The organism is Priestia koreensis (genome assembly GCF_001274935.1).
GTDB classification, from domain to species: domain Bacteria; phylum Bacillota; class Bacilli; order Bacillales; family Bacillaceae_H; genus Bacillus_AG; species Bacillus_AG koreensis.
This window is the reverse complement of the sequence record NZ_LILC01000030.1, coordinates 21,607-45,291: the sequence shown is the minus strand read 5'-3', so window position 1 is coordinate 45,291 and position 23,685 is coordinate 21,607. Positions and strand designations below refer to the sequence as shown.

The 23,685-nt window shown below is 39.0% G+C and carries 25 protein-coding genes; 17 read left to right on the top strand and 8 right to left on the bottom strand.

Annotation, left to right across the window (positions count from 1 at the left end):
- Nucleotides 1-117: 117 nt before the first annotated feature.
- From AMD01_RS19140 to AMD01_RS19095, 10 genes are all read left to right on the top strand, one after another.
- Nucleotides 118-1,668, top strand: coding sequence for a recombinase family protein (locus AMD01_RS19140; protein WP_053403055.1), 1,551 nt, complete (start codon nucleotides 118-120; stop codon nucleotides 1,666-1,668).
- 540 nt (nucleotides 1,669-2,208) lie between these two features.
- Nucleotides 2,209-2,394, top strand: coding sequence for an SE1561 family protein (locus AMD01_RS19135; protein ID WP_053403054.1), 186 nt, complete (start codon nucleotides 2,209-2,211; stop codon nucleotides 2,392-2,394).
- Between the two features lie 200 nt (nucleotides 2,395-2,594).
- Nucleotides 2,595-4,136, top strand: a complete 1,542-nt coding sequence (locus AMD01_RS19130) for a fumarate hydratase (protein WP_053403053.1) — start codon at nucleotides 2,595-2,597, stop codon at nucleotides 4,134-4,136.
- A gap of 182 nt (nucleotides 4,137-4,318) precedes the next feature.
- On the top strand, nucleotides 4,319-5,080 hold the full coding sequence (gene pdaA, locus AMD01_RS19125; protein WP_245638989.1) for a delta-lactam-biosynthetic de-N-acetylase: 762 nt from the start codon (nucleotides 4,319-4,321) through the stop codon (nucleotides 5,078-5,080).
- 79 nt (nucleotides 5,081-5,159) lie between these two features.
- On the top strand, nucleotides 5,160-6,026 hold the full coding sequence (locus AMD01_RS19120) for a DNA-3-methyladenine glycosylase family protein (protein ID WP_053403051.1): 867 nt from the start codon (nucleotides 5,160-5,162) through the stop codon (nucleotides 6,024-6,026).
- A 25-nt stretch (nucleotides 6,027-6,051) separates the two neighbouring features.
- Nucleotides 6,052-7,434, top strand: coding sequence for a 23S rRNA (uracil(1939)-C(5))-methyltransferase RlmD (gene rlmD, locus AMD01_RS19115; protein ID WP_053403050.1), 1,383 nt, complete (start codon nucleotides 6,052-6,054; stop codon nucleotides 7,432-7,434).
- Between the two features lie 140 nt (nucleotides 7,435-7,574).
- Nucleotides 7,575-9,179, top strand: a complete 1,605-nt coding sequence (gene dcuS, locus AMD01_RS19110; protein ID WP_083446627.1) for a DcuS/MalK family sensor histidine kinase — start codon at nucleotides 7,575-7,577, stop codon at nucleotides 9,177-9,179.
- Complete coding sequence (locus AMD01_RS19105; protein WP_053403049.1) at nucleotides 9,172-9,879, top strand: response regulator; 708 nt, start codon at nucleotides 9,172-9,174, stop codon at nucleotides 9,877-9,879. Before dcuS ends, AMD01_RS19105 begins: the two co-directional genes overlap by 8 nt.
- A gap of 324 nt (nucleotides 9,880-10,203) precedes the next feature.
- The gene (locus AMD01_RS19100) at nucleotides 10,204-11,901 is read left to right on the top strand and encodes an NAD-dependent malic enzyme (RefSeq protein ID WP_053403048.1); all 1,698 of its coding nucleotides are present in this window, start codon (nucleotides 10,204-10,206) and stop codon (nucleotides 11,899-11,901) included.
- Nucleotides 11,902-12,009: 108 nt separating this feature from the next.
- Nucleotides 12,010-12,948 carry an AEC family transporter gene (locus AMD01_RS19095; protein ID WP_053403234.1) on the top strand — a complete coding sequence of 313 codons (939 nt, stop codon included), beginning with the start codon at nucleotides 12,010-12,012 and terminating at the stop codon, nucleotides 12,946-12,948.
- Between the two features lie 481 nt (nucleotides 12,949-13,429).
- Here the strand turns inward: AMD01_RS19095 and AMD01_RS23735 are convergent, their stop codons facing one another.
- From AMD01_RS23735 to AMD01_RS19080, 4 genes are all read right to left on the bottom strand, one after another.
- On the bottom strand, nucleotides 13,430-13,561 hold the full coding sequence (locus tag AMD01_RS23735; protein WP_083446626.1) for a YfhE family protein: 132 nt from the start codon (nucleotides 13,559-13,561) through the stop codon (nucleotides 13,430-13,432).
- Between the two features lie 131 nt (nucleotides 13,562-13,692).
- Nucleotides 13,693-14,253, bottom strand: a complete 561-nt coding sequence (locus AMD01_RS19090) for a GNAT family N-acetyltransferase (protein WP_053403047.1) — start codon at nucleotides 14,251-14,253, stop codon at nucleotides 13,693-13,695.
- A gap of 259 nt (nucleotides 14,254-14,512) precedes the next feature.
- The gene (locus AMD01_RS19085; protein ID WP_053403046.1) at nucleotides 14,513-15,640 is read right to left on the bottom strand and encodes an amidohydrolase; all 1,128 of its coding nucleotides are present in this window, start codon (nucleotides 15,638-15,640) and stop codon (nucleotides 14,513-14,515) included.
- Between the two features lie 26 nt (nucleotides 15,641-15,666).
- The gene (locus tag AMD01_RS19080; protein WP_053403045.1) at nucleotides 15,667-16,569 is read right to left on the bottom strand and encodes a TIGR01777 family oxidoreductase; all 903 of its coding nucleotides are present in this window, start codon (nucleotides 16,567-16,569) and stop codon (nucleotides 15,667-15,669) included.
- A 200-nt stretch (nucleotides 16,570-16,769) separates the two neighbouring features.
- On the opposite strand from AMD01_RS19080, the gene recX reads away from it, so the two are divergent.
- Nucleotides 16,770-17,582: a recombination regulator RecX gene (gene recX, locus AMD01_RS19075; RefSeq protein WP_053403044.1), complete on the top strand. Its 813-nt coding sequence runs from the start codon at nucleotides 16,770-16,772 to the stop codon at nucleotides 17,580-17,582.
- A 31-nt stretch (nucleotides 17,583-17,613) separates the two neighbouring features.
- Here recX and AMD01_RS19070 read toward each other — a convergent pair whose 3' ends face one another.
- A complete protein-coding gene (locus AMD01_RS19070) occupies nucleotides 17,614-18,282 on the bottom strand; it encodes an SDR family NAD(P)-dependent oxidoreductase (RefSeq protein WP_053403043.1) in 669 nt (222 codons plus the stop codon).
- A 130-nt stretch (nucleotides 18,283-18,412) separates the two neighbouring features.
- Here AMD01_RS19070 and AMD01_RS19065 point away from each other — a divergent pair, with 130 nt between their 5' ends.
- Nucleotides 18,413-18,727, top strand: a complete 315-nt coding sequence (locus tag AMD01_RS19065) for a YfhH family protein (protein WP_053403042.1) — start codon at nucleotides 18,413-18,415, stop codon at nucleotides 18,725-18,727.
- A 38-nt stretch (nucleotides 18,728-18,765) separates the two neighbouring features.
- On the opposite strand, the gene AMD01_RS19060 is transcribed toward AMD01_RS19065, so the two are convergent.
- Nucleotides 18,766-18,924, bottom strand: a complete 159-nt coding sequence (locus tag AMD01_RS19060; RefSeq protein WP_053403041.1) for a small, acid-soluble spore protein K — start codon at nucleotides 18,922-18,924, stop codon at nucleotides 18,766-18,768.
- Nucleotides 18,925-19,089: 165 nt separating this feature from the next.
- Between AMD01_RS19060 and AMD01_RS19055 the strand changes: the two genes are divergently transcribed.
- Nucleotides 19,090-19,362 carry a YfhJ family protein gene (locus AMD01_RS19055; RefSeq protein ID WP_053403040.1) on the top strand — a complete coding sequence of 91 codons (273 nt, stop codon included), beginning with the start codon at nucleotides 19,090-19,092 and terminating at the stop codon, nucleotides 19,360-19,362.
- Between the two features lie 20 nt (nucleotides 19,363-19,382).
- Here AMD01_RS19055 and AMD01_RS19050 read toward each other — a convergent pair whose 3' ends face one another.
- Nucleotides 19,383-20,363 (bottom strand): metal-dependent hydrolase, encoded by a 981-nt coding sequence (locus tag AMD01_RS19050; protein ID WP_083446625.1) that lies wholly within the window; start codon nucleotides 20,361-20,363, stop codon nucleotides 19,383-19,385.
- Nucleotides 20,364-20,557: 194 nt separating this feature from the next.
- On the opposite strand from AMD01_RS19050, the gene mutY reads away from it, so the two are divergent.
- Nucleotides 20,558-21,652: an A/G-specific adenine glycosylase gene (gene mutY, locus AMD01_RS19045; protein WP_053403039.1), complete on the top strand. Its 1,095-nt coding sequence runs from the start codon at nucleotides 20,558-20,560 to the stop codon at nucleotides 21,650-21,652.
- Between the two features lie 31 nt (nucleotides 21,653-21,683).
- On the opposite strand, the gene AMD01_RS19040 is transcribed toward mutY, so the two are convergent.
- Complete coding sequence (locus AMD01_RS19040) at nucleotides 21,684-21,908, bottom strand: hypothetical protein (protein ID WP_053403038.1); 225 nt, start codon at nucleotides 21,906-21,908, stop codon at nucleotides 21,684-21,686.
- Between the two features lie 170 nt (nucleotides 21,909-22,078).
- On the opposite strand from AMD01_RS19040, the gene fabL reads away from it, so the two are divergent.
- The 3 genes from fabL to AMD01_RS19025 all read left to right on the top strand — a co-directional run bounded on the left by fabL (nucleotide 22,079) and on the right by AMD01_RS19025 (nucleotide 23,566).
- Nucleotides 22,079-22,828, top strand: a complete 750-nt coding sequence (gene fabL / locus AMD01_RS19035) for an enoyl-[acyl-carrier-protein] reductase FabL (protein WP_053403037.1) — start codon at nucleotides 22,079-22,081, stop codon at nucleotides 22,826-22,828.
- A 66-nt stretch (nucleotides 22,829-22,894) separates the two neighbouring features.
- A complete protein-coding gene (locus tag AMD01_RS19030) occupies nucleotides 22,895-23,080 on the top strand; it encodes a gamma-type small acid-soluble spore protein (RefSeq protein WP_053403036.1) in 186 nt (61 codons plus the stop codon).
- 210 nt (nucleotides 23,081-23,290) lie between these two features.
- Nucleotides 23,291-23,566: a YgaB family protein gene (locus AMD01_RS19025; protein WP_083446624.1), complete on the top strand. Its 276-nt coding sequence runs from the start codon at nucleotides 23,291-23,293 to the stop codon at nucleotides 23,564-23,566.
- The last annotated feature ends 119 nt before the right edge of the window (nucleotides 23,567-23,685 follow it).

The window sequence follows — 23,685 nt, the reverse complement described above, 5'->3', positions numbered from 1 at the left end:
GTCAATGACGCAAAATCAAATTAAATATCCATTGTAATAAATCTTGCATCTAGTTGAATCACTGTCTATACTTGGTTTTATATTAGATAATATTGGTATTTACGAGGAGGTTAATGAATGGCTAAGGTAACTAAAAAACTCGTAGCAATTTATGTAAGAAAATCAAGATTAAAGGATGCTGATGGAATGGAAATAAGCAGACAGCTCGAGCTACTGACTGACTATGCAGAGGTTAACGGTATGGATTATGAGGTATTCTCTGAGGAGGGTAGCTCTGAGGATCGGAATAGACCTGAGTATCAAAGAATGTTAATGGAGCTTAGAAGAAATATATATGATGGAGTCCTTTGCACAGAACAGGATAGAATTGCAAGAGACAGTACAGATTTTGGACTCTTTATCAGGTTTATGAAAGCAGAAGGATTGATGCTTTTTACTTTAAACAAAACATATAACTTCATGAATGATGACGATGTTTTTACCTTAGGAATACAGTCAGAGATGGATAATCATTTTATGAGGATGACAAAGAGAAAGCTCAGAAGGGGGAGAATACAGGCAATTAAAAAGGGAGTCTTTTTTGGGATTGCTCCATATGGTTATACAAAAGATGAGACAAAGCATCTTATACCCCATCCGGAGGAGTCGCAGGTAGTAGAGGAAATATACAATATGTATGTAAAAGAGGGCTTAAATCAGGCTGAGTTAGTTGAACAGTTGAATCTGAGAGGAAAAAGGACTAGGGCAGGTAAGCCTTTCACTGTTAGAGCAACATCTCTAATCTTATCCAATGTTGCATATAGAGGTACAGTACATTATGAGCTTACAGGAGAAGATGTTATTACTGTAGAGGAGGCTCATCCTGCTTTAATTGATGCTGATACATATAATCAGGCTCAGCTAATCAGAGTAGATAAAAGAGTAGTACCTCAGCAGTCACAAAGGGGAGTATATAGCTTATCTAGGTTGCTTGTATGCCCTAAATGTAATCAGACGTTGTCTTTTTGCATGAAATACAACAAAAGAGCAGGTAGAAATGTTTTAGATAAGTCGCAAAGGGAGCTCTATGTATTAAATTGTCACGCATCAAAAGGTCAAAAGGCTAAAGCGGAACATAAGGCGTCGGGTGAAGCTAGATGTTCCAATAATGGAATTAAATCAGCGAGAATAGAACAGTACATACTTATTAAGCTTAAAGAGCATTTGACAGACATTGATAACGAGATAGAGGCTATATTGTCAGGCAGTAAGGACATTATCAGTAAAGCAGTGTTAAAACAGAAACAGCTAACTCTTCATTACAATAACCTAGAGGTACAGAAGAAGAATGTACAGGCTGGTTTTAAAATAGGTATTTATGAAGCTGAAGAGGCTCAAGCTGAGATTAAGGCCATTAAGGAACAACAGTTAGCAGTACAGAAGGAGCTAAATAACGTGGAGGGGGCAGATGCTAAGTCTGAGATAGACAGACAAAAGAAAACTAGGGAAAAGATTGAAAGGATCTTGTCATTGGACATGGAGGCCAATCCTACTAAGGCTAACAAGCTGTTACATGAGGTTGTAGATAAAGTCTACTATTGGAAAGAGCTTTCTGATGTAGGTGGAGAAAAACCTTTCGATATCAGAATTGTCTACAAAGGAGAACTACACAGTGGAGATAACCAGTAAGTGGCAACAGAAGCGGAGTGTGTTTGATGCCAAACAAAAGTATAAAGTTCTGTTGTGAATTTACGTAGAAGTCTAGCAGATAAAAAAAGATTGTAATTCGGCTGGTGGATATGAGAAAGGGAATATTGAAAAAAGTCTGGTGCATTTTATAGGACCATGGACTTTTTCTAATAGGAGAGGGTGCAGGGTGAAGAAAACAATAGGGATGGAAAAGCGAGATGTAAATAAGCTAGTAAGAAAAGCCTTGATCCTGTAATGGTTTTAGGCTTTTTCTTTACTCAATAATGAGATCAAATTTGTTATATAGGATAAATGGGATGAACTTCATATCTAAATAAGCTTCCCACGGATCGAATGACGTGGTAATTCGTTCTAAGGTCTTCATAAAAAACTCCTTTGAATCAAAATGTAGGGTCGTTTTCTGTAAAAATGGAAAATCAACCAATATAAACACACTAGGAACTATTATGAATTTTATTAGAGTTAGTTGTCAATTATGAAATGATTGGTTACGATAAGAAGCGAAGGGAGCGATCAACGATGGGAAATTCTATTCATGATAAAGAAAAACAGGTAGATTATTTGAAAAATCGTTTAAATATGTTTTTAAATGTTCTTGAATCCATGGAGCCTGAAGATGCAGGTGTTGAGGATATTGACCGCTTAATTGAAATGATTGATGATTTGGAATTTAAATATGAGCAGTTTAAAAAGGATTGGAAATAAAGCTCTCCCTGTGAGAGCTTTTTCTTTTTTCTCTTTTAACTGAATTTTTAAAGGAGTATAATGCATTATAGAAGGACCGGTGTGCAAGGTAAACAGTGATTTTACTCGCACTGACTCTACATATTGATAGAAAAGAAAGCGATTTCTAAAAATGCTATATGCTTGGTCGCTAATAATGCTAGGGGATTAGGGAGGAAACGATGATGGAACAACTAAAAGAAAGTTTATATCAATTAATTGTCGAAACATCAACGAACTTACCAAAAGATGTACGAAGAGCAATTGCGAAAGCAAAAACACGTGAAAATTCAGGAACTCGTGCAGCGATGTCACTTGCTACGATTACAGAAAATATCCAAATGGCAGATGAGAATGTGTCACCAATTTGCCAAGATACAGGTATGCCTACATTCAAAATTTATACGCCTGTAGGAGTGAATCAATTAAAAATCAAGGACGCTATTTATTGGGCAATCGTAGAAGCAACTAAGCACGGAAAGCTTCGTCCAAACTCCGTTGATTCATTAACAGGAGAAAATAGTGGAAACAATCTCGGAGAAGGAAACCCTGTTATTAAGTTCGAGCAATGGGAAAACGACTACATTGATGTGCGCTTAATTTTAAAAGGCGGCGGATGTGAAAACAAAAACATTCAGTATAGCCTTCCGTGTGAAGTTGAAGGGTTAGGACGTGCTGGGCGTGACTTGGATGGAATTCGCAAGTGTATTTTACATTCCGTATACCAAGCACAAGGACAAGGCTGTAGTGCAGGTGTAATCGGTGTCGGCATCGGTGGAGATCGCACATCTGGCTATGAGCTGGCAAAAGCACAGCTGTTCAGAAGCCTTGATGATGAAAATCCAAATGAGCAATTACGTGAACTAGAAGAATACATTGTTGAAAATGCGAACAAGCTTGGAATTGGAACAATGGGATTCGGTGGTGAAACAACGCTTCTTGGTTGTAAAGTGGGCACGATTCACCGTATTCCAGCAAGCTTCTTCGTTTCAGTTGCATATAACTGCTGGGCTTATCGCCGTTTAGGAGTAAAATTAAATCCTGATACGGGTGAAATTCAAGAGTGGCTTTATCAAGAAGGGGAAGAAGTTACGTTCCCGAAAGAAGCTGAAAAAGAAGAAGAAAAAGTAGAAAATCAAACAAAAGAAGTGGTTCTACAAGCGCCAATTTCCGAAGAGCAAATTCGTGAGTTAAAAGTGGGCGACGTTGTACGTATTACGGGGATGATGTACACAGGTCGCGATGCGATTCATAAATACTTGAGCGATCATGACTGTGAAGTAGATCTAAATGGTCAAATTATTTATCACTGTGGCCCAGTAATGCTAAAAGATGAAGACGAAAAATGGCACGTTGCTGCCGCTGGCCCTACGACAAGTATTCGTGAAGAGCCTTATCAAGGGGATATCATGAAGAAATTTGGTATTCGTGCAGTAATGGGTAAAGGCGGAATGGGACCAAAAACGCTCGCAGCATTAAAAGAGCATGGTGGCGTATATTTAAATGCCATTGGTGGGGCAGCTCAATATTATGCAGAATGTGTACAAGCGGTTGAAGGTGTGAATTATACGCAGTTCGGAATTCCAGAAGCAATGTGGCATCTTCGCGTGAAAGATTTCACTGCCGTTGTCACGATGGATTCGCATGGTAATAGCCTACATCAAGATGTAGACAAATCATCGCTTGAAAAGCTTGCTCAATTCAAAGAGCCTGTATTTAAATAAACGTTTGTTTAAAAAGCCAGCCTTCTTGTAAGGTTGGCTTTTTTGGTAGAAAAATGAATAAGAATGGAAAACAATGCATCGCATGAACTCATACATGTCACAAAAAATAAAAGGAGAAAGGAGTAGAGCTGATGAAAAAACTTTTCTTTGCAATTGCTGCTCTTCTTTTAATTAATGGGGGCATGTTTTCAGGAGCGTACGGTGCTTCTTCCAATACGCCGATCCACTGGGGATTCAGCAAAAGTAAAAATCATGAGCCAGCTTCAGCAGGAGCAGCTTATGATCAGTTATTAAAAAAGCATGATTCATTTTATATCGGACATACGACCGAAAAACATATTTACTTAACATTTGATAATGGATATGAAAATGGATACACCGAAAAAGTATTAAATATACTTAAGAAAAAGAAGGTGCCAGCTACCTTTTTTGTTACGGGTCATTATTTGACCGATCAGCCCGAACTTGTAAAAAGAATGGCGAGCGAGGGCCATATTGTTGGAAATCATTCATGGCATCATCCTGATTTGACAACCGTAGATGATTCAAAACTAAAAGAAGAATTGCAACGTGTCAAAACAGAATATACAAAATTAACGGGTAAAAAAGACATGAAGTATTTACGGCCACCAAGAGGAATATTCAGTGATCGAGTACTTGGTCTTGCAAAAGATGAAGGATACACAACGGTGTTTTGGTCGTTAGCTTTTGTCGATTGGAAAACCGATCAACAAAAGGGATGGCGCTATTCGTACGATAATATTATGGCACAAATTCATCCAGGAGCAATTTTATTGCTTCATACTGTTTCAAGCGATAACGCAGAGGCGTTAGGGAAATCAATCGATGATCTCCGAAAACAAGGGTATGAATTCCGAAGCTTGGATGAATACATGCTTAAAGAAACCCAACATATGAATTCCATGATTTTAGAACCAAAGTAGATTTTAGGCAGCTCTCATTTTAAAAAGAGCTGTCTTTTTCGTGTTATAATGAGGATAAAATGCTCGGAGGTTGAACACAATGTTGAGAACAAAGATCGTGGTTCCCCCACCGTATGATTTTGGGGCTGTGATGGACCGTTTATCATTAGATTCGTTAAATCGTGTAGAGATCGAACAGAATACCATTTTTGTTCCGATTGTAGTAGATGGTAGAAATATCTCGGTGAAGATTGAAAGCACGGGAACAATTGACTCCCCTGCATTTGAAGTTGATATTTTAGACGAAGCGGATGAAGCCACGGTGTTAGAGGAGCTAAAGCGCCTGTTTCAATGGAATGAGTTACTTCCCACAATTCACGATCACTTCGCCTCAACAAACCTGCGCTCACTGTTTCAAGAACACCGGGGTACACCTCTAGTATTAGAGTTTGATTTTTTTCGTTGCCTCCTCAAATCCATTATTCATCAGCAGCTTAGCCTAAAGGTTGCTCATCGTTTGACGGATCGATTTGTCAAAACGTACGGAGTAGAGCATAATGGAGTGTGGTTTTATCCGTCACCAGACCGCCTATGTTCCTTAAATTATGAAGAACTAAAGGAACTAGGTTTAAGTACGAGAAAAAGCGAGTACATCATAGATATCTCAAAAGCGATTGTGTCAGGAGAACTGGACCTTTCATCGCTACGAAATCAATCAGATGAAGAGGTAATTCAAACATTAGTAAAAATTAGAGGAATTGGGCCGTGGACGGCGCAAAACTTTTTAATGTTCGCTTTAGGGAGACTGAACATGTTTCCAAAAGCTGATATAGGTCTACAAAACGCGATTCGCAACCTTTTTAGCTTAAGTGCGAAGCCGACACTAGACGAAATGGAGTCGCTCAGCAAAGAGTGGCAGCCATATGCAAGCTATGCTTCTCTTTATTTATGGAGAAGCATCGAATAAAAAAGAGTAAAACGGAGTTGTCACGATGAATATAAAAACAGAAGTAAAAATAAAAAAGGGACAAGAGTTTTTAATTACGATTAAACGCTTAGGCATTAACGGAGAGGGTGTCGGTTATTACAAGCGTCACGTCGTGTTTGTTCCTGGTGCTTTGCCGACAGAAGAGGTCGTCGTTGAGGTAACCAATACACACCCAAAATTTGCAGAGGCAAAAATTAAAAAGATCAAAAAGAAATCCCCGCAAAGGGTAAACGCTCCTTGCCCGATCTACGAATTGTGTGGAGGCTGTCAGCTGCAGCATCTTCAATATCCGTCCCAATTAGACGCGAAGCGAGATATCGTTCTTCAAGCTTTCGAGCGCCATACGCGCTTTAACGAGATCGGACCTAAAATTAAGAAGACGATTGGCATGGAGGATCCGTGGCACTACCGAAACAAAGCCCAGTTTCAAGTAGGGCTAAAGGATAATAAAGTGATTGCCGGTTTATATAGCGCAAACTCACATCGTCTTATTAATATTGAAAACTGCATCGTGCAGCATCAAGTGACGACAAAAGTGATGAATACAGTAAAACAGATTTTACAAGACCTGAAAATCTCTGTTTATGACGAGAAAAAACGTACAGGAGTAATTCGTACGCTTGTCATCCGCGAAGGGTTTCAAACGGGCGAAGTACAGCTAGTCTTTATTACAGGGCAAAAAGAGATTCCTCGTCAGCAATTACTAGTTGAGGAAGTAAAGCGTCGCCTTCCACAGGTAAAATCAATTGTTCAAAATATCAACAACCGTAAAACATCGCTCATCTTTGGGGATGAAACGTTTACGCTTGATGGAAAAGACGTTATTCAGGAAACGCTCGGAGATCTATCCTTTGAACTGTCTGCGCGCGCATTCTTCCAGCTAAACCCTACCCAAACAGTTAAGCTTTACAATGAGGTCAAGCACGCGGCTTCTTTAACAGGAGAAGACCGCATCGTAGACGCCTACTGTGGTGTTGGAACGATCGGGTTGTGGCTTGCAGATGGTGCAAAGGAAATTCGCGGAATGGATACGATTAAGGAATCAATTACCGATGCGAATGAGAATGCACAAAAGCATGGATTTAAAAATGCTAGCTATGTAGCAGGGAAAGCAGAGTACTGGCTACCACGCTGGGTGAAAGAAGGATGGAAGCCAGACGTTATTGTGGTCGATCCCCCGCGTACAGGCTGTGACCGTCAGCTGTTGGAGACCATGTTAAAAGTAAAGCCGAAAAAGATTGTGTACGTATCATGTAATCCGTCTACTCTTGCAAAGGATATCGACAAGCTGTCTAAATTCTACGATGTGGAATACATTCAGCCAGTTGACATGTTCCCACATACGGCTCATGTTGAAACGGTAACGAAGCTAGTGAGAAAGATGTAACCCCAAAAAGAGGAGTTTATACAACTCCTCTTTCTTTGTGCTGTTCAAGAGGTTTGTCTTTTCCTCATAAACGGGGATTTATATACTAGATTGGTGCAAATTAAATCAAAAGAACGATCGGTGGAAGGAGCGTAGGTGAATTGAAAAAAGGGCGTTGGAGCTTGCAGCTCACCATTATGCTTTTAGTATGTGGGGTCGTGGCGTTTTCTTTATTTATTACAGATATTTTAGTGAGTCGGACCACCGCAGATATTATTCAGAAACGAGAAGGAGAAAAAGCCCAGAGCATCGGCCGAACAGTTGCGATGACTCCGGTTGTTATTCAAGCTCTTTCACAGCAGCAGCCTAACAACGGTGTTCAGCGCTTTGCTAGCCAAATTAAAAAAACGACAGGAGTAGAATTTATTGTTGTGATGGACAACCAAGGGATACGTCTTTCACACCCTGATCCACGTAAAATAGGTAAAAAATTTGTTGGAGGAGATCAAAAGGCGGTTCTACGTGGAAAGGAGCATATCTCCATTTCAAAAGGAACGCTCGGAACATCTCTGCGCTCGTTCACACCTGTATATAACGAAAAAGGAAAGCAGGTAGGAGCAGTATCTGTAGGGATTTCCCTTGAGAAGGTTCATGTAGCAGTGGCAAGAAGCCGCTCTAATATTTATACGGGGACACTAGTCGGTATTTTAGTTGGGGTGATTGGTGCTGTCCTGCTAGCTCGGTACATCAAAAAGATTCTATTTGGCCTTGAGCCTGCTGAAATTTCAAAAGTACTGGAAGAACGAAGTGCTATCTTGCAATCAGCACATGAAGGAATTATTGCGGTTGATCAGCATTCTACGGTTACGCTTGTAAATCGTGCGGCATCTAAAATCCTTTCAAAGGCAGGTGTCGACACCAATTTCATCGGTAAAAAAATAGATGATATTATTCCAGGATCAAACCTTAAAAATATTTTGGCTCATGGAAAAGAGGAGCTAGGAACAGAGCAAGATGTGAAGGGGGTTGTGCTAGTTGTTAACCGTGTGCCAATTATCGTAAAAGGTCAAATTGTCGGTGCTTTATCTACATTTCGTGATAAAACAGAGATCCATCAAATGGCGGTTCAGCTTACGGGAGTTCGATTATATGCTGATGCGCTTCGGGCGCAGTCGCATGAGTTTATGAATAAGCTACATGTTATTCTTGGAATGGTGCATATGAAAAAGTATGACCAGCTGGATGCCTACATTAATGAACTTGCTGATCATAGCAAAAATGAAACGAATTTCATTACTGAAATGATCAAAGATCCTGTATTGGCAGGGTTTTTAACAGGAAAGTTAAGCTATGCCCGTGAAGAAGGCGTCAAAATGACGATTAAGACCGAGTATCCCTTGCCGCCACCAAATGATATGGACGTCACTCATGAACTGATCACGATTATCGGAAATCTAATTGAAAACGCCGTAGATGCTTTGAACGATCAAGCTATTAAACGGATTGAAATTGAATTTGATTATGCGGATGAGATTTTAAGTGTAGACGTAACGGACAACGGATCTGGCATTACGAAAGAACAGTTAAATCATATTTTTCAAAAAGGGTATTCAACAAAAGGGGAAAATAGAGGAATTGGCCTGTATCTAGTACAACAAAGTCTTGATAAACTAAACGGAGAACTAGAAATATCATCAACGAAAGGACAAGGAACTCGAATCGCGATTTACATACCCTATATAGCAAAGGAGATATCGGATGAATAAGGTCATGATTGTAGAAGATGATCCAATGGTTGCGGAATTTAACAAACGATATTTAGAGAAGATTGATGATTTCGAGCTGGTTGCGACTTGTTCCTCTGTAGATGAGGCAATATTCATTTTAAACGAAAAGAAAATTGAGCTCATTTTATTGGATATTTTTATGCCGGGGAAAAATGGGCTCGAATTACTTTCTTATATACGAGAGAACGATATGATGGTGGATGTGATCGTCATTTCTGCTGCATCTGATACAGAGCGCATTCAGAAAGCGTTAAGACTTGGGGCAGTCGATTATCTCATTAAGCCATTTGAATTTGATCGTTTTAGCGCTGCGTTAACAGCTTACTATAAGAAGAATACTTTTTTACAATCCGCTGATCATATTAACCAAGAGCAATTAGATGAACGCATTTTACATAATGAAGAGAAAGCCCTCCCTGAAGAATTACCAAAAGGTCTATCACAGGACACATTAAAACTGGTATGGGATGCGGTACAGGAAATGAAATCTCATCCATTTTCGACAGAAGAGATTGTGAATATAACAGGGATTTCACGCGTGTCTGTGCGGAAATATTTAAAGTTTCTCAAGCATATCGATGTGGTAGATGTAAAAGTTCATTATGGAAATATTGGTCGTCCTATTTCACAGCACAAAATTAATGAGTCCAAGGCTCATCATATTCAACAATATCTGTAAGCAGTAAAATTACTGCTTACTTTTTTTAATTACAAAAGTCTGTCTCTAAATTAAATAAGCTAGTCACAGAGAAAATGCAGGATTACTATAGAGGAGGAAAAGAGATAACCAATTAATTGGTGATTTTACCTAGGTTTTATTTAAGAACACAGAACAAAAGTATTCATGATGTTAGATGATGCTTTTACACACGGTAGCCGTTAAATCTGAAGTATCGTCATTTGCGCTGCATTGACATATGAAGGTCTAGGCTTTTTTTAATGTCATTTCATTAATACGCTTTGTACAATCAATATATTTTTAAATTAGGAAGAAGGAACGTTTATGAATACAGTTTTCATGACAGAAAAAGATGTATTAAAAACAAATTTAAAAGGGAAAGAAGTTCTTCTCAACCCATTCCTAAATAAGGGTGTAGCTTTTTCAAAAGAAGAACGAAAAGAACTTGGGCTTCAGGGTCTACTGCCTTCTAACGTATTAACTCTTGAAGAGCAAGCAACAAGAGCTTACGCACAGTTCAAAGATCAGCATAACCCAATTCGCAAAAACGGTCTTTTATACGATTTATTCAATCGTAACGTTGTCTTATTTTACCGACTATTAAAAGATCATTTACGCGAAATGCTTCCAATTATCTACACACCAACAGTAGGGGAAGCAATCCAAAAATATTCTCATGAATATCATCGTCCAGGTGGACTATATCTATCCATCGACAGCATGGATGAAATGGAAGAAACATTCAAAAACCTTGGATACAGCGAAGATGACATTGATTTAGTCGTTGTAACGGATTCAGAAAGTATTCTAGGAATTGGTGACCAAGGGGTAGGCGGTATTAATATCGCAATCGGTAAATTAGCTGTTTACACAGCAGCTGCTGGTATCGACCCTAGTCGTGTTCTTCCGGTTGTATTAGACGTTGGAACAAACAACGAAAAACTAATTCAAGACCCATTATATATCGGAAACAAATTTGATCGTGTGCGCGGTGAAAAATACGATGAGTTCATCGATCTATTTGTATCACATGCACGTAGCTTCTTCCCAGAAGTTCTAATTCATTGGGAAGACTTAGGAAACGTTAATGCACGTAACATCATCAACAAATATGGAAAAGAAATTCTTACATTTAATGATGATATTCAAGGAACAGGTGCTGTTACACTTGCAGGAATCATGTCTGCACTACAAGTAACAGGTATTCCTCTTTCTGAACAACGCATTGTTGTATTTGGACCAGGAGCAGCTGGTATCGGGAACGCTGATCAAATTGTTGATGCAATGGTTCTAGAAGGCGTGTCAACAGAAGACGCGTACAATAAATTCTGGGCTGTAGATTACCGAGGATTACTAACGGATGAAGTTTCAGACGTATTCCCGTTCCAACAGCCATATACACGAAATGCAGAAGAAGTAAAAGATTGGGCACGTAATGAAGAAGGAATCATTCCTTTAGCAGAAGTGATTAAACAGGTTAAACCACATATCTTAATTGGTACGTCTGGACAAGCTGGTGCCTTCTCTGAAGAGATCGTAAAAGAAATGGCGAAGCACGTTGAACGTCCAATTATTATGCCAATGTCAAATCCAACACCGTTAGCAGAAGCTGTACCAGCAGATCTTCTTGAATGGACAGATGGAAAAGCGCTTATTGCGACAGGAAGTCCATTTGATGACATCACACACAACGGTGTAACGTATGAAATTGGTCAATCAAATAATGCATTTGTTTTCCCTGGCCTTGGTCTAGGTGCAATTGTAGCGAAGGCGAAAGTTATTTCAAACGGTATGCTAGCAGCGGCAGCACATGCAGTAGCAGATATTTCTGACAGCAGCTTCCCTGGTGCATCGTTGTTACCTTCTATCGATCAACTAGAAGAAGTATCAAAAGCCGTAGCCGTAGCTGTTGCAAAAGCAGCGATTGAAGAAGGTGTAGCTCAGGAAAACATCGAGGATATCGAACAAGCTATTACAAATGCTATGTGGAAACCAGAATATAAAATCATTGAACGTGCTTAATAATAGACGTTGATTTTTTAATGATGGTTTAAAGGAGTGCCATAAAGGTATTCCTTTAAGCCTTCTTATTTGTACAGGAATTTTTGGAGAAAGAGAAGTGCTTTGGAAATGAGTATTGGAAGTATATTTTTAACGTTAATCCCTATCTTTTTTACAATTATTTTAGGATATTTAGGTGGGTATTTTAAAGTATTTAACGCAGACGCATCAAAAGGATTGAACACGTTAGTTACAAAGTTTGCCTTACCGGCACATTTGTTCATCGGAATTACAACGACGAAAAAGCAAACTCTAATTGATCAATGGTCATTCTTCTTAACGATGACAATTTGTATTATTGGCTTTTATATCATTTTATTAATTATTGCTCGTACAATCTTTAAATATGATCTAACATCAGCATCAATGTTCTCTCTTAATTCAACGCAGCCAGCATTTGCGTTTATGGGAATTTCCGTACTTGGTAGCTTGTTCGGAGCTCAAGAAGTCGCTATTCCAATCGCCATTACTGGTATCGTTGTAAATGCTTTATTAGATCCATTAGCTACAATCGTTGGTACCATTGGTTCTAAAGAAAAATCAGACGAGAAATCAAACACATTAGGTATCATTTTACATGGTCTTAGTGAACCGCTTGCTTGTATTCCATTACTAGCAGTTGTTGTTACACTATTAGGCTTCCAAGCGCCTGATATTTTAAAAACAACATTAGACCAAATCGGATCTGTTACATCTGGTGTTGCGTTATTTGCAGTAGGGGTAACAGTTGGAATTCGCAAAATTAACCTTCGAGGTGTTGCGATTGGAATTTCACTACTAAAAGTGGTTGTTGTTCCATTATTCATGGTTCTTGTTGCACATTTAGTAGGACTAAACCATGCTGATACAGTTAAAGCAATTTTACTTGTGGCTTTCCCAGGTTCAGCAGTAGCTGCAATGATCTCAACACGCTTTGATTCATTATCAACTGAAACCGCTTCTTCATTTGTATTAAGTACGGTTTTATCACTAATTTCATTACCGATTTACATTTCAATTTTAATGTAATTGTCCACAAATCCTTCCTCTGCTTTGAGGGAGGATTTTTTTATGAAGAAATAAGTTTGTTAATTACTTCACAAACTTATTATATCGAATTCACATCAGTAGGAAAAGAGGTATGTAAGGAGTGTTCGAAAATGTTCACAATTACAAAAAATACCATTTTAATCAAAGGGTATAAATTTGTCAAGTGACCACTTATCAACATCAATGTGGATAACGGAGATCTTGATATCATAGGATATTCACAGATTTATCCACATTATCCACAGATTTTTCAGAAAAATACGAATTAATTATCCACGATCTCTTTAAACAGTAGAGGACGATTGAAAGAGGTTTCATAGGCTTATCCACATTATTCACAGATCTGTGGATAAAATGTGTGTATATAAAAAAAATTAAGAAAATTTTCGACAAAAAGGGAAATAAATAGAGAATGTCTGTCATATGTTTAAATAGACAAACATTCTCTACGCAGAAGTCATTAAAACTGTGGTTTTTTAATATCAAAGCCACCAGCACGATCAGCCATTTTAAATTCGCGGGCATATGTAACTTCCTGTGCGCGTCTTAATGTGCTCTTTGTTTGATCACTTTTTTTACGAGTGCTACTCATCGTATTCTACCTCCAGTTATAAAATGATGATCCAATCTTTCTAGTTTTTCCATTGAACATTTCTTTTAAACAAATCATCTACTCTTAAGGCAGCAAAAGCCACGCCGAGAACGGCGTGGCTTTAAGAATAATTATGCTTCTTTTAAGTGATCTTCCTGAGTTTCCTGCTGTTCTGTACGAAGTAGGTGTAACGTGTAGAGGTCTTTTGAAATCTCATACAAGTTATATACTTCCTCAGGCTGATTAATTTGGTCATACAGGCTTTTGTGCGTATCGTTTGCAAGTGTAACGTACGGCAATTTCTCAGCCGCTTTTGCAGAACGAATATTTACTTTGCGAATACGCATGAAGATTCGTTCGATGCCTAGCTCGTAAAACAGTTCGTTGAAGAACACTTCTTTTGCTGGTTGATTGTAGCCTTTTCCATGATACGGCTTTCCTAGCCAAGTACCTAAAAACCCAGCTTGATCCTGTATGTCGTACAAATTAATGGCACCGATCGGATTTCCCCATTCGTCCGTAATCGTACGGGAAATGAGTTCACCATGTTCTTCAGCTTCCATTAGTTGTTTTGTTGTAAATAGGTACTCTTCATAAGAATTGGCTTTATGGCGAACAAAAGGGAAGACATCAGGGTGCACCATTAGTTCGTATAAAGCGTGGCAGTCTTGAAGGTCTCGTTTTTTTAACATAGCTTTTCCCCCTCGGACAGGGGCAGACCTAAGAACACGTTGGCCCCACCCCTCGAAATTTTTTGGTTGTGCATAAAAAATTTCGGGGTGGGAATCGAACCCACTAGAACCAGAAAACTGGTGGCGCACCATTTGCCTTCCCATTTCAGTCAACAATTAGCTTGAAAATCAGCATTTATATAAAATTGTGAATTCATTTAATTATCTCATACAAAAAGTATCATACTAAAAAAAACTCAAAAAGAAAATAGGTAATTTATTAATTTTTTTTAAATAAAATTTTTCCAGCAATCATTGTCAGAATGGGCTTTCCAAGGTAATGAAATGGATGGTGTGTCCATAGGACTAAATCAGCATCTTTTCCGGTTTCTAGGCTGCCTAAAGAACGATCAATACCTAGGTTTCGAGCGGGATTAATCGTGATTGCTTCTAGCGCACGATTCTCATCAAATCCTTCACGAACCGCAATGGAGGCACATATATTTAAATATTGAATAGGGGTATAAGGGTGATCGGTGGTAATGGACACTTCCACACCTTGATCAGCCAGAGTTTGATACGTTGTCCAGCTTTTGTTTTTTAACTCCACCTTCGATCGCCGCGTCAAAGTAGGTCCCACGCTAACCTTCAAATTGCGTCCACTTAGTTCCTCAGCAATCAAATGACCTTCTGTGCAATGTTCAATACGGATGTCTAAGTCAAATTCTTCTCCAAATCGAACGGCTGACATAATATCATCAGCGCGATGTGCGTGAATACGGACTGGAATTTGCTTGGTCAGGGCTTGGACAAGTGGCTTTACACGTATGTCATCCACATTATCTGCATGCTTGGCTTGATAAAATGCTTCTCTCAGCATCCCCATAATGCCCATTCGTGTAATAGAGTCCTTATTTCCTTGACTGTGAATTCGCTTTGGATTTTCTCCTAATGCCACTTTTAGACCTGCTGTTTCACGTACTAACATTTTCGAAATGTTTTTACCATGGGTCTTAATAACAGATGTGGTCCCACCAATAACGTTGGCACTACCAGGCATAATATGGACAGTCGTAATTCCATACTGAATGGCGTCTTGAAAGCCCGAATCGAGAGGGTGAACGCTATCCAAAGCTCGAATGTGAGGGGTAAGGGGCTCGACCGTTTCGTTTGCGTCGTTTCCTGCCCATCCCGTCCCTTCGTCATACAGACCTAAGTGGGTATGAACATCAATAAATCCAGGAAGTAAATATTGACCCCCACATTCAATAACATGCACGCCGTTTTCAGGAAGAATATTTTCTGCCATCCTACTAATCCTTCCATTTTCTACGAGCAAATCATGATTAAAAAGGGGAGGGGTAGTGATAGGGTAGATGGTCGCATTTTTAAACAACACTTTTTCCATAATAAACTCCTATTCTAAATAGCTGCTTATAGTAGATCTTTTAGTGCTTCATCAATATTATTATATGCAAAATTGTAATGATGTTCACCTAACTTTTGCGGAATTACTTTTTGTCCCTCGAGCACCATCAAACTCATATCTCCTAGAACGATTTTAAGTGCAAAAGAGGGTGCTGGAAGCCAATGAGGACGGTGAATTGCACGTGCAATTGCTTTGCCCATTTCTTTCATTCGAATCGGATGTGGGGTCGTTACATTTAACGGTCCTTCAATGTCTTTGTGTTCAATCACAAAGGCAAGGATATGAACGAGGTCTTGGATATGAATCCATGAAACCCATTGCTTTCCTGAACCTAATGTTCCCCCTGCAAATAGTTTGTACGGAAGAACCATAGTCGGAAGTGCCCCTTTATTACGATCAAGCACAATACCGAATCGGGCAAGAACGGTTCGGATGCCAATGTTCTCAGCCTGCATAGCGGCTTGCTCCCAGGCTTTTACCGTTTGTGCTAAAAAGTCATCCCCACTTGAAGCAGAGTAATCTGTAAAGGTATCCGTAAGAGATGTTCCGTAATAGCCAACGGCACTAGCATTAATATAAACAGAAGGCTTCTGCTTAAGAGTACCCAAAATCCGCACAATTTCAGTCGTTGTTTCTAAACGGCTGCTTAAAATTGCTTTTTTTCGCTCCTCCGTCCAACGACCGCTGTTCAGCGAAACTCCCGCAAGGTTAATCACGGCATCTGCTCCCTCTACTTCATGCTCTGGGTAGCTGTCCGTTTTCATCCATTCAATATAAGAGAGATTTGGATCGTGTTTTGGTTTGTTAGCATTTCGGGTTAAAATTGCTACTGTGTGCCCGTGCTGTAAAAAGTGTTTAGTGAGGGCAGACCCTACTAGTCCTGTACCTCCTGCAATAACAATCTTCATATAGAAACATCCTTTCTTTGCTATCTCATAGTATTATCTTGTATTTACACGGGTATATCATTCATTAAACCATTGGTGTTTTCAAAGGCAATTCTATAGTAGCTTCTTTCTAGCATAGACGCTTTGATTTAATGAGTGGGACGAATCTATAGTATAATTTTAAAGGATCATCATTTTTTTCTAAAGGAGGGGATGTTAAAATGCCGAAAGTTACAAAGATTACGACACAAAAAAACAATATCGAACGATACAACGTGTACATTGATCAGGGAAAAGGTGAAGAATTTGGCTTCGGTGTAGATGAGTACGTATTAGCCAAATTTCAGCTTCGAAAAGGACAAGAACTATCAAGTACAGAGCTAACAACCATTCTCCATGAAGATACGATTAAGAAGTCATATAACATGAGTCTTGCATTTTTAGCGCATCGAATGAGGTCTACGAAAGAAGTGTATACGTATCTGATCAAAAAAGAACTAGAACCAGAAGTTGCAAATGCAGTTATCGCTATGCTAAACGAACGCAAGTACCTAAACGATTTGGAATTTGCTAAAGCTTACGTCAATACTCAGGTGAATACAACAATCAAAGGCCCAAACCTCATTTGCCAAGAATTAATTGAAAAAGGAATATCAGAAGCAGATATTTCAACGAGCCTGCAGTCGTTTGACAATGAGCAGCAGCTTGAAGCAGCGGGGAAATATGCCGCAAAATTAGATCAAAAATATAAAAAGCTTGCGCCGATAATGAAAAAGCAAAAAATTCAGCTTGCCTTAAATCAAAAGGGCTATGCTCATTCTTTGATCAACCGTTTGTTCGAAACGTTTGAGCTCACAGATGATGAAGATCAACAGCTAGAGGCCATTCGTTATCAAGGAATGAAAGCACACAGAAGATACCAAAAGTATGAAGGCTGGGAATATGAAAACAAAATGAAACAAAGCCTGTACCGCAAAGGTTTCTCTATGGACCAAATTCAAGCTTTTCTCGAAGCTTTAAAAGAAGAAGAATAAATAAAGCACGGCATCGTCCGCGCTTTATTTTTTATGATTCAATGACAATCTCTAATTCCTGTTGTCTATTGTAGATTTCCTCTGCAACAATCGCAGGATCTTTCAGGCGACTGCGGTCTTTAATATGATCCGTTTCGTCCCAAAATGGTGTGGACATCCCTCCCATATATGCTCCGCTAATGTGAAGAGAAGAACCTTCGTATTCTTTTTGCAGACTTTCTGTAAAGCCTCTCATAGCAAATTTACTTGCCACATAGACGGATTCGTTTACTTTCCCCCGTAGGCCTGCTGTGGAGATAATGTTCATAATCGTTGCTTCGGGACGTGTGAGCAAATGGGGAATAAGCTCCTGACACGTAAAAATCGTCCCCTTTACATTCGTATCAATCATTTCATTAATATCATGTTCGGACAGATCACTGAAAGGTCCGAAGTATCCGACGCCTGCGTTATTTACTAGGACGTCAATCGGTGTCTTACTGATCACCTCTGAAATAGCTTGTTTAATGCTTGCTAAATTTTTAACATCCATTTTGACGCTGTGGACATTTTCTGTGAAATGCAGAAGTTCTTCTTTTGCAGCCGCTAATTTTGTTGTATCACGACCTGTAATTACGACATTATACTGATTTTTCGCATATAACAGAGCTAATTCCTTTCCTAAACCAGTTCCTCCGCCAGTAATAAGTACAGTAGGCATATTGATCACTCATTCCTATTTAATATGTAAGGTAAAACGATTACAAAAGTCTCTTTTATTATAATCGAACTTTCTTTTGTTTCAAGGAAGACTAGATTATACTTAAAGCTAAGCAAAGGGGGATTTTTACGTGCAAGAGAAACGATACAGCGAAATGACAGGTCATGAGTTACAACAAGAAATCGCAGTGCTAAACGAAAAGGCCAAAAAAGCTGAACAGCTTGGTATGGTGAACGAATTTGCCGTTTTAGAGCGTAAAATGACGATGGCAAAGGCCTATTTACTAGACCCAGAACAATTTCATCCTGGAAATGTCTACGAAATTGAAGGAGCGCCAGGTCATTATTTTAAAGTAGAATATTTAAACGGAGTATTTGCTTGGGGCTTTCGAGTGGGTGGGGAGCTTGCTGAGGAAGCTTTGCCTATTTCCATGCTGAAAAAATAAGTAAGAAAAGCCGCTTCCACAGAGGAAACGGCTTTTTATTAGGCATCAGTACGTTGATTTGAAGCACGCATTCTTTCTTGAGGATGCGTGTTAATTGTTCCATCTGCACGCTTAGAAGCAAATTCAGCTTTTGCACGTGGTTCGCCTTCAAGTTTATTATTCGTTGGATGAATATCTTCTGTGGACTTATTACGCATTGTCACCCACTCCTTTTAAATAAAAAAGCTGTTCACTGCTGTAACAACTTACTTTGTGCTATAGTACATACAGAAGCTATGCTGTATGTTAATCATAGTATAGGCTAAAATAAGAGTCCTATGTAAAAGGAGCTCATTATTTAGGTGGAAAGAGAGGGACTAAGTATGGAGGATATTTTTGAACGACTGACGAACCAGCTTTTAAGTAAAAACGAATCATTGTCTTATGAAAAAGGGCGTACGTGGGTAGAGATGCTTTGGGAGGACTTTGAGGCAACTTATGCAAAAGCAGGATACGAATATAAAGGAATGGAGCTTACTGAAAAAATCGTGACGCAATGGATCGAGCAATACGGAGACAAGCTTCATGAAATTCAAACTCGAAATCCAAAATTCAAAAAGCTGCTTGAAGCAGACGATCAGGAGAAGAAACATTAAAGGCGATGAGTTCATCGCCTTTAATTTGGTAAATATTCTAATTTTTTTCGCAACTTTTTCTCGCTAAAGATCCATCCCGTATATGAACAAATAATGTTTAATTGATAGTCGAGCTGAACGACCGCTACGAAAGGATAGTAGCCCTTACTTCTGTAACGGAGGTCAATAAAACGAACTTCAATATGATCGTTGTATTCTTCAACTTCCCATCTGTGAACGGGTGAGAAGGATAAAAAGGCGGACAAATTTTCATCTACTTTGGCAGCTTCAATAACATCTGTTTTCGGAATTGGAATTTTTTCGAACTCATCGTAAATTACAATTTCATCTTTAAATGCTCTTCCAACATAAAAACGTTCGTCTGTTGTAATGGCTAAGTGCCACTGATTGAACCGAAGTGTTGGAGAGATCAGCATTTTAGTGACATTCGGAATTTTTTTGTGAATTGCCTGTTTAACTTGGTGTTGAAGATAAAAACGAATCAGATAGTATCCAAATAATACGATATAAACCCCGATAAATGTGTAAGCAGGATCAGCACCAAGCCCCCAAATTAAAATACCTACTAGATGAGCCACGAAAATGAATGGATCAAACGTGTTAATGACTCCTAGAGCCACCCATTTTTTCGTAAACGGTCGCAGCGCCTGTGTTCCGTATGCGTTAAAAACATCCACGAATACATGAAGAATAACAGACGTGAAGATCCAAGCCCATAAATGTACTAAATTAATATGAGGAAAAATGGCCGACAAAATGAGTAAGATAGGCAATGGCCACAAACAAACGGCTGGAATGGAATGGGTAATCCCTCGGTGATTTCGAATATATTTAGCATTGTTTTTTAATTTTAAAATCGTATCCAGATCAGGAGCTAACGAACCGGCAATAACACCAGTCATAACAGCCTGAGCAAGATGGCCATCAGAAGCCACTGTTGGATCTAACGTAGCGAGTCCACCTAATGCGATCCCCATGACAATATGAGTACCTGTATCCAAGGTGTGAACCTCCTTTGAACTTGTATAAAAAAGGAATTTATTCAAACATGCGTTTGCATAAAAAACATGATATCCTTATTACTTGAAACCTACGCAGTAGCTATTCATGGTTTCTCATGATGATATCGAAAACAAATTAGAAAGTAAAGTAATTATATTGCCTATATCTATAGTAATACCTCGGAGGGTAGAACGTGAAACAAAGTGAACAATTAATTAAAGGTTTTGACGCCAAACAATTTCAGCATGATCTTATATCCTGGTTTGAACAAGAGCAACGTATTCTTCCTTGGCGAGAAGATCAGGACCCATATAAAGTGTGGGTATCTGAAATTATGCTCCAGCAAACACGAGTTGATACAGTCATTCCTTATTTTCATAATTTTATTAGTAAATTTCCGACCATCAAGCATTTAGCAGAAGCGGACGAAGAAGATGTACTGAAAGCTTGGGAGGGTCTCGGTTATTATTCCCGCGCACGAAATCTACAAACCGCTGTTAAAGAAGTGCACGAAACGTATGGCGGAATTGTTCCTAACACGCCGCAAGACATTTCAAAGTTAAAAGGTGTTGGTCCTTATACAACGGGTGCTATTTTAAGCATTGCTTACGGCGTTCCAGAGCCAGCTGTTGATGGAAACGTGATGCGTGTATTCTCACGTCTGCTGTCTATTTGGGATGATATCGCCAAACCTAAGACAAGAAAATTATTTGAAGATGTGATTCGTCTTGTTATTTCAAATGAAAACCCATCTTTCTTTAATCAAGGGTTAATGGAGCTAGGAGCGCTTATTTGCACACCAACGTCACCGTCATGCTTATTATGCCCTGTAAGGGAGCATTGCCGAGCATTTGATGAGGGAGTGCAGGATGAACTTCCTGTGAAAACGAAGAAAAAAGCAAATCGCATTCTTCATTTAGCAGCAGTCGTTTTAACGGATGAACAAAACCGTGTGCTCATCCATAAGCGACCTGAGAAAGGTCTTTTGGCCAATCTGTGGGAATTCCCAAATGCTGAGGTTGATACCGAAATGAACTTAGATCAAGAACGTCTGCAAATGTATGTAAAAGAAGCCTACGGAGCAGAAGTAACAATCGGTGATTCCTTCGCTACTATTCAGCATATCTTCTCTCATCTGACGTGGAAGATCAACGTGTACGAAGGAAAGATAATGGGTAGCGTTCAAGAAGATGACAAGCTCAAATTGGTTACGTTTGAAGAATTAGAGAAATATGCTCTTCCCGTATCGCATCAAAACATTCTAAAGGCATATCGTTCATACGAATAGAAAGAGTCGCCTTAATGCGACTCCTTTTCTTTTAATCATAAGCAATATGAGTGCCATGCGTATAATCAGCTTCATTACGCTTTAGGCCACCGCGTGCCTCAATTTCTTTTATGATGCTGCTATGAATGGATTGGCCTTCAGTATTAAGATAAGGCATCATTTGTTGTAAAGAATGATGAAAATAAGCCAGTTCACTGTCTTTCCAATCTGTTTTAGCCATCATGGTTAGTTCAGACATATCTCGTCCTACGTACATGTGGTTACCTCCTTTGAATCTTCATTGAGGGACTCGTCTATAATGGTGAGAGCAGTTTATTTTTTGAAGAAATGTTGAGCTCTATACAGGTAAGTATGTACAATAAGCAAGAAGACAACTTTAGATCGTTACGGTTATTGAAGTTATACATATTGTTAGGAGATGAAAAAATGACGAACAAAGTCGCATTAGTTACAGGAAGTAGTAGAGGAATTGGAAAAGAAATTGCATTACGCTTAGCAAAAGAAGGATATGACATTGTCATCAATTATGCGCGCAGCAAAACAGCTGCTTTAGAAGTAGCGAATGAGGTTGAAAGCTACGGTAGAAAAGCGCTTGTTGTAAAAGCAAACGTAGGAAAAGTGGATAAAATCAAAGAGCTTTTTACAAAAATTGATGAAGAGTTTGGTCGTTTGGACGTATTTGTAAGCAATGCAGCTTCAGGCGTATTACGACCTGTAATGGAGCTTGAAGAGTCACATTGGGACTGGACAATGGATATCAACAGCAAAGGCTACTTATTTGCGGCTCAAGAGGCAGCGAAGCGTATGGACAAAAACGGTGGCGGGCAAATTGTTACGATTAGCTCACTTGGTTCAATCCGTTACTTAGAAAACTATACAACGGTTGGCGTGTCAAAAGCCGCGGTAGAAGCGCTAACGCGTTACTTAGCGATTGAGCTGGCTCCTAAAAACATCCGCGTTAATGCCGTTTCGGGTGGCGCCGTTGATACAGATGCATTAAAGCATTTCCCTAACCGCGAAGATTTATTATCAGATGCGAAGTCACAAACTCCAACAGGACGAATTGTGGAACCAAAAGATATGGCGGATGCCGTGTTATTTTTAATTTCTGAACAAGCTTCTATGATCTGTGGACAAACAATTATTGTCGATGGTGGTCGTTCACTGCTCATGTAATTCGTAAAAAAGTTTGTATAGAGTCATCCTCTGCGGGACAAATTAATTTTCGTGGAGGTGATTACAATGACAAACAAAAACAACAAAACACAATCTGGTACAAACGTACAACACGTAAAACAACAAAACGCTCAAGCTTCTGGTAAATACGGTACTGAGTTCGCTAGCGAAACTAGCACTCAACACGTAAAACAAGCAAACGCTCAAGCTGAAGCTGGTAAAAACCAAAAAACTGGTAAATACCAAGGCTAATTTCAACGATGATGGCAGGTAATTAACGTTTATCTGCTTTATCTGTAAAAACGCTCTGTATTAATAGGAAGGCTGTGAAGTCTCCGAAAGATACAGGGCGTTTTTTTATAAAACGACAAAACTTGTCTAAAGTCTACATATGTTGTCAAAGGAATGTTTTTTTTAGCAGAGAATTGATAGAGAGATGATTTTAAAGGGAGGACTAAGAAATTGTCACAACTATTTGATCAGTTAGTATCACAACAGTTAGAGACAATGGATCAATTGCTGTTTTTGCAATCGGAGCTAGAAAGGTGCCAGAGGATTGAGCAAGAATTACAAGACCTGTACGGGCAATCAGCTACCGAATCCATTCAGCACGAAATTTCTGGAATGAAAAAGCAGCTCAAAGAAATTCAAGAGGTATTTCAACAGCAAACTGAGCAAATCATTCAATCCTATGAACAAGAGCGTAATCAAAATGTTTCTTCAACACCGTCATTTTGAAAAAAGATTTAATGAATCAAATATTTTTAAAAATCCATAAAATAGGCATGATAACAAGGAATAGATGAGATAGGTCAATTCAAAAGAGAGGATTTTCCTCCTTAGAATTGACCTATTTG

Excerpts from the sequence above, each read along its gene's own strand:
- AMD01_RS19120 (WP_053403051.1), top strand. The coding sequence starts at position 5,160 with ATGTTGAGAACAAAGATCGTGGTTCCCCCACCGTATGATTTTGGGGCT.
- AMD01_RS19080 (WP_053403045.1), bottom strand. The coding sequence starts at position 16,569 with ATGAAGATTGTTATTGCAGGAGGTACAGGACTAGTAGGGTCTGCCCTC.
- rlmD (WP_053403050.1), top strand. The coding sequence starts at position 6,052 with ATGAATATAAAAACAGAAGTAAAAATAAAAAAGGGACAAGAGTTTTTA.
- AMD01_RS19090 (WP_053403047.1), bottom strand. The coding sequence starts at position 14,253 with ATGTTAAAAAAACGAGACCTTCAAGACTGCCACGCTTTATACGAACTA.
- AMD01_RS19095 (WP_053403234.1), top strand. The coding sequence starts at position 12,010 with ATGAGTATTGGAAGTATATTTTTAACGTTAATCCCTATCTTTTTTACA.
- AMD01_RS19135 (WP_053403054.1), top strand. The coding sequence starts at position 2,209 with ATGGGAAATTCTATTCATGATAAAGAAAAACAGGTAGATTATTTGAAA.
- AMD01_RS19105 (WP_053403049.1), top strand. The coding sequence starts at position 9,172 with ATGAATAAGGTCATGATTGTAGAAGATGATCCAATGGTTGCGGAATTT.
- AMD01_RS19100 (WP_053403048.1), top strand. The coding sequence starts at position 10,204 with ATGAATACAGTTTTCATGACAGAAAAAGATGTATTAAAAACAAATTTA.
- AMD01_RS19040 (WP_053403038.1), bottom strand. The coding sequence starts at position 21,908 with ATGTACGTAGGACGAGATATGTCTGAACTAACCATGATGGCTAAAACA.
- fabL (WP_053403037.1), top strand. The coding sequence starts at position 22,079 with ATGACGAACAAAGTCGCATTAGTTACAGGAAGTAGTAGAGGAATTGGA.
- AMD01_RS19030 (WP_053403036.1), top strand. The coding sequence starts at position 22,895 with ATGACAAACAAAAACAACAAAACACAATCTGGTACAAACGTACAACAC.
- pdaA (WP_245638989.1), top strand. The coding sequence starts at position 4,319 with ATGTTTTCAGGAGCGTACGGTGCTTCTTCCAATACGCCGATCCACTGG.
- recX (WP_053403044.1), top strand. The coding sequence starts at position 16,770 with ATGCCGAAAGTTACAAAGATTACGACACAAAAAAACAATATCGAACGA.
- AMD01_RS23735 (WP_083446626.1), bottom strand. The coding sequence starts at position 13,561 with ATGAGTAGCACTCGTAAAAAAAGTGATCAAACAAAGAGCACATTAAGA.
- AMD01_RS19055 (WP_053403040.1), top strand. The coding sequence starts at position 19,090 with ATGGAGGATATTTTTGAACGACTGACGAACCAGCTTTTAAGTAAAAAC.
- AMD01_RS19060 (WP_053403041.1), bottom strand. The coding sequence starts at position 18,924 with ATGCGTAATAAGTCCACAGAAGATATTCATCCAACGAATAATAAACTT.
- AMD01_RS19070 (WP_053403043.1), bottom strand. The coding sequence starts at position 18,282 with ATGCCTACTGTACTTATTACTGGCGGAGGAACTGGTTTAGGAAAGGAA.
- AMD01_RS19140 (WP_053403055.1), top strand. The coding sequence starts at position 118 with ATGGCTAAGGTAACTAAAAAACTCGTAGCAATTTATGTAAGAAAATCA.
- AMD01_RS19085 (WP_053403046.1), bottom strand. The coding sequence starts at position 15,640 with ATGGAAAAAGTGTTGTTTAAAAATGCGACCATCTACCCTATCACTACC.
- AMD01_RS19130 (WP_053403053.1), top strand. The coding sequence starts at position 2,595 with ATGATGGAACAACTAAAAGAAAGTTTATATCAATTAATTGTCGAAACA.